The sequence below is a fragment of the Promineifilum sp. (SeqCode) genome (assembly GCF_041918635.1).
Lineage (GTDB): Bacteria > Chloroflexota > Anaerolineae > Promineifilales > Promineifilaceae > Promineifilum.
The window spans coordinates 1-4723 of sequence record NZ_JAYRVJ010000227.1; the positions used below are offsets into that span (position 1 = coordinate 1).

At 62.9% G+C, this 4723-nt stretch carries 3 protein-coding genes; all 3 read left to right on the top strand.

All coding sequences use genetic code 11. The annotated features are described in order from the left end of the window. A partial coding sequence (locus ACE3UY_RS07790) for a putative PEP-binding protein (RefSeq protein WP_374686978.1) occupies window positions 1-283 on the top strand: 283 nt, incomplete at its 5' end. 95 nt (window positions 284-378) lie between these two features. Then, window positions 379-4011, top strand: coding sequence for a pyruvate:ferredoxin (flavodoxin) oxidoreductase (gene nifJ, locus ACE3UY_RS07795; RefSeq protein WP_374686979.1), 3633 nt, complete (start codon window positions 379-381; stop codon window positions 4009-4011). A 73-nt stretch (window positions 4012-4084) separates the two neighbouring features. Further along, the coding region (locus ACE3UY_RS07800; RefSeq protein WP_374686980.1) for a dihydroorotate dehydrogenase-like protein at window positions 4085-4723 on the top strand (639 nt) is incomplete at its 3' end.

The window sequence follows — 4723 nt, forward strand, 5'->3', positions numbered from 1 at the left end:
CTTCCTGGTCGAGTACCAGCAGCGCAACATCCTGGAAGAGAACCCGTTTGCCACGATTGACGCCAACGGCGTCGGCAAGCTGATGAAGATGGGCGTCGAACTCGGCCGCGCCACCCGCCCCGACCTCGAAGTAGGTATCTGTGGCGAGCACGGCGGCGACCCGAAGAGTATCGCCATTTGCCATCAGTTGGGTCTGAACTACGTCTCCTGCTCGCCGTTCCGCGTGCCGATCGCTCGTCTGGCGGCGGCGCATGCGGCCCTGGCCGAGAAGAAGAGCAAGTAAAAGCGGTCAGTTGAAAGTTGATAGTTGAGAGTTGATAGTTAAGAGTTGAACTCTCGACTATCAACTCTCAACTATTAACTTCTGAAGGAATTGCTATGACGACAAACATGATCACCATTGACGCGAATGAGGCCACAGCCAGCGTTGCGCACAAAGTGAACGAGGTGATCGCCATCTACCCCATCACGCCCTCGTCGGGCATGGGGGAGCTGGCCGACCAGTACTCCGCCCACGGCGACACGAACATCTGGGGCGCGGTGCCTCTGGTGATCGAGATGCAGTCGGAGGGCGGCGCGGCCGGCGCGGTGCATGGCGCGCTGCAAACGGGCGCATTGACGACCACCTTTACGGCCTCGCAAGGGCTACTGCTGATGATCCCTAACATGTTCAAGATCGCTGGCGAACTGACCGCGACCACGTTCCACGTGGCCGCCCGTTCACTGGCGGCGCAGGGATTGTCCATCTTCGGCGACCACAGCGACGTGATGGCGACGCGCAACACCGGCTTCGCCCTGTTGTGCTCCAACTCGGTGCAGGAGGCCATGGACCTGGCGCTGGTCGCCCACTCGGCGACGCTGCGGGCGCGCGTGCCGTTCATTCACTTTTTCGACGGCTTCCGCACGTCGCACGAGATCAACAAGATTTCCCCGCTGGGCGACGACGTGCTGCGGGCGATGATCGATGACGACCTGGTGCGCGAGCACCGGCAGCGCGGCCTGTCGCCCGATCACCCCATCATGCGCGGCACGGCGCAGAACCCCGACGTCTACTTCCAGGCCCGCGAGAGCGCCAACCCGTACTACGTCGCCTGCCCCGGCATTGTGCAACAGACGATGGACAAGTTCGCCGGGTTGACCGGACGTCAATACCATCTGTTCGACTACGTGGGCGCGCCGGACGCGGAGCGCGTCGTCGTGATCATGGGGTCGGGCGCGGAAGCGGTCGAGGAGACGGTTGACTACTTGAGCGCCCGCGGCGAGAAGGTCGGCCTGGTGAAGGTACGGCTGTACCGGCCGTTCGACACGGCGGCGTTCGTGGCCGCCCTGCCGGCGACGACGAAGTCCATCGCCGTGCTCGACCGGTGTAAGGAGCCGGGGTCGGCGGGCGAACCGCTCTATCTCGACGTGGTATCAGCGCTGGTGGAGTGCGTGGCCGACGGCAGCGCGCCCTTCGCGGTGATGCCGCGCGTCATTGGCGGTCGCTATGGCCTGTCCTCGAAGGAGTTCACGCCGGCGATGATCAAGGCGGTCTTCGACGAGACGGCCAGGCCGGTTATGAAGAACCACTTCACGATCGGCATTGACGACGACGTGACGCACACCAGCCTGGACTATGACCCGAACTTCTCTACGGAGTCGGACGACGTGGTACGGGCGGTGTTCTTCGGTCTGGGCTCCGACGGGACGGTCGGCGCGAACAAGAACTCGATCAAGATCATCGGCGAGAATACGCCGAACTACGCCCAGGGCTACTTCGTGCTGGACTCCAAGAAGTCGGGGTCGGTCACGGTGTCGCACCTGCGCTTTGGGCCGCGGCCCTTCCATTCGCCCTATCTCATTGACCGGGCCAACTTCGTCGCCTGCCACCAGTTCGGTTTCCTGGAGCGGTTCGACATGCTGAAGCTGGCCCAGCCCGGCGCAACCTTCCTGCTGAACAGCCCCTACGGGCCGGACGAGGTGTGGGAACACCTGCCGCAGGAAGTCCAGCGCGCCATTATCGACAAGGGACTGCACTTCTACGTCGTCGATGCCTACGCCGTGGCCGACAAGACTAACATGGGCCGGCGCATCAACACCGTCATGCAGACGTGTTTCTTCGCCCTGATCGAAGGGGCTACGTCTGTGCCGCTGCTGTCGCGCGAGCGGGCCATCACCGAGATCAAGGAAGCGATCGCCAAGACGTATGGCAAGCGGGGCGAACTGGTGGTGGAGCAGAACTACGCCGCGGTCGACGCCTCATTGTCCCAACTGCATGAGGTAACGGTCCCGCAGGCGGTGACCAGCGTCTTCACCCGGCCGCCCATCGTGTCCGCGCGGGCGCCGGAGTTTATTCAGACTGTCACCGCGCCCATGATGGCCGGTCTGGGGGACATGCTGCCGGTCAGCGCGCTCCCGGTGGACGGCACGTACCCGACGGGCACGACCAAGTGGGAGAAGCGCAACATCGCCACCGAAGTCCCAGCGTGGGACCCGGAGATCTGCATCCAGTGCGGCAAGTGCGCGCTGGTGTGCCCGCACGCGGTCATCCGGTTGAAGATCTACGATCCGGCCGTTCTGGAAGGAGCGCCGCAGGGGTTCAAGACGACACCGGCCCGCTTCAAGGAGTACAAGGACCTGGCCTACACGTTGCAAGCCTCGGTGGAGGACTGCACGGGTTGCTCGCTGTGCTACGAGGTCTGCCCGGTGAAGAACAAGCGGCAGCCAAAGTTCAAGGCGATCAACATGATCGACTACACGCCGGAAGTGCGCGAGACGGAGCGCCACAACTGGGATTTCTTCCAGTCGCTGCCCAACGTCGACCGCGCCGAGCTGCCGGTGAATCAGGTCAAGTACAACCAGTTGCTCGAGCCGCTGTTCGAGTTCTCGGGGGCGTGCGCCGGCTGCGGCGAGACGCCTTACCTGAAGCTCGTCACGCAGCTGTTCGGCGACCGGATGATCGTCGCCAACGCCACGGGGTGCTCGTCCATCTATGGCGGCAACCTGCCGACGACGCCGTGGGCCAAGAATGCCCAGGGGCGCGGCCCGGCGTGGTCGAACTCGCTGTTCGAAGACAACGCCGAGTTTGGTCTGGGCATGCGCGTGGCGCTCGACCAGCGTATCGACGAAGTGACTAACGCCGTTCGCGGCCTGCGCGAAGTAATCGGCTCTGAACTGGCCGACAGTATCCTCTACAACGATCAGTTGACAGAGACCGACATCCTGCAACAGCGCAAGTATGTGCAGTTGCTAGTGGAACGGTTGCAAGGTCTCTTGAGTAGCGCCGACGCCGCGGTCGAGCCGCTGAAGCCGGCGCTCTCCAACTTGCGGGACAAGGCGGACGCGCTGGTGAAGAAGAGTGTCTGGATCATCGGCGGCGACGGCTGGGCCTATGACATCGGTTACGGCGGTCTGGATCACGTGATCGCTTCCGGCCGCAACGTGAACATCCTGGTGCTGGACACGGAAGTGTACTCCAACACCGGCGGCCAGATGTCGAAGTCCACGCCGCGCGCGGCGGTAGCGAAGTTCGCCGCCGCGGGCAAGCCGCTGCCCAAGAAAGACCTGGGCCTGCTGGCTATGACGTATGGCAACGTCTACGTCGCCCGCGTCGCTTTTGGCGCGAACGACCGGCAGACGGTTCAAGCTCTATTGGAGGCCGAAGCGTACGATGGCCCGTCGCTCATCATCGCCTATAGCCACTGCATCGCCCACGGCTACGACATGAAGTTCGGCCTGGAGCAACAGCAGGCGGCAGTCGATTCAGGGCACTGGGCGCTCTATCGCTACAACCCTGAACTGGCGCACGCGCCGGTGGAAGGCGGGACGAACGGCCACAAGCAGAACCCGTTCCAACTCGACTCGAAGCCGCCGTCGCTGCCGCTGGAGAAGTACATCTACCGCGAAGGCCGGTATCGCATGTTGCAGCAAAGCAACCCGGAAGCGGCCGAGCGGTTGTTGCAACTGGCGAAGGCGGACGTAGAAGAGCGATGGAAGAATTATCAGCGGCTTGCCGTGAGCAGTGAGCAGTAAGCAGTGGTCAGAAAGCAGTGGTCAGTGGTCAGTGAGTGACTGACCACTGACCACTGATACGAGGAGAATCGAGATGGACTTGAGAACGACTTATCTCGGCCTGGAACTGAAGAACCCGCTGGTCGCGTCGCCGTCACCGTTGAGCCGCGAGTTAGGCAATATCCGGCGCATGGAAGACTCTGGCGTGGCGGCCATTGTCCTGCACTCACTCTTCGAGGAAGAGATCAACCAGGAGAGCCATGCGCTTGATCGCTACCTGAGCGACGGCACGGAAAGTTACGCCGAAGCCCTGACCTACTTCCCCGAAGCGCCGACCTACCGGGCCATTGGGCCGGATGCCTATCTGGAGCACATCTTCCGGGCCAAGCAGGCGGTCAACATCCCCATCATCGGCAGCCTGAATGGCGTCTCGACCGGCGGCTGGATACGCTACGCCAAGGAGATCGAGGGCGCGGGCGCGGACGCGCTGGAACTCAACATCTACTACGTGCCCACGCGCATCGATCTGCCCGGGACGGAGGTGGAGCAGATCTACCTCGACCTGGTGCGCGACATCAAGGCGTCGGTGCATATCCCTATCGCCGTCAAGCTAAGCCCCTACTTCAGCGCGACAGCCAACATGATGCATCGGCTGTCAGAGGCCGGAGCCGACGGGTTGGTGCTGTTCAATCGCTTCTACCAGCCCGACCTCGACCTGGAGAATCTGGAGGTC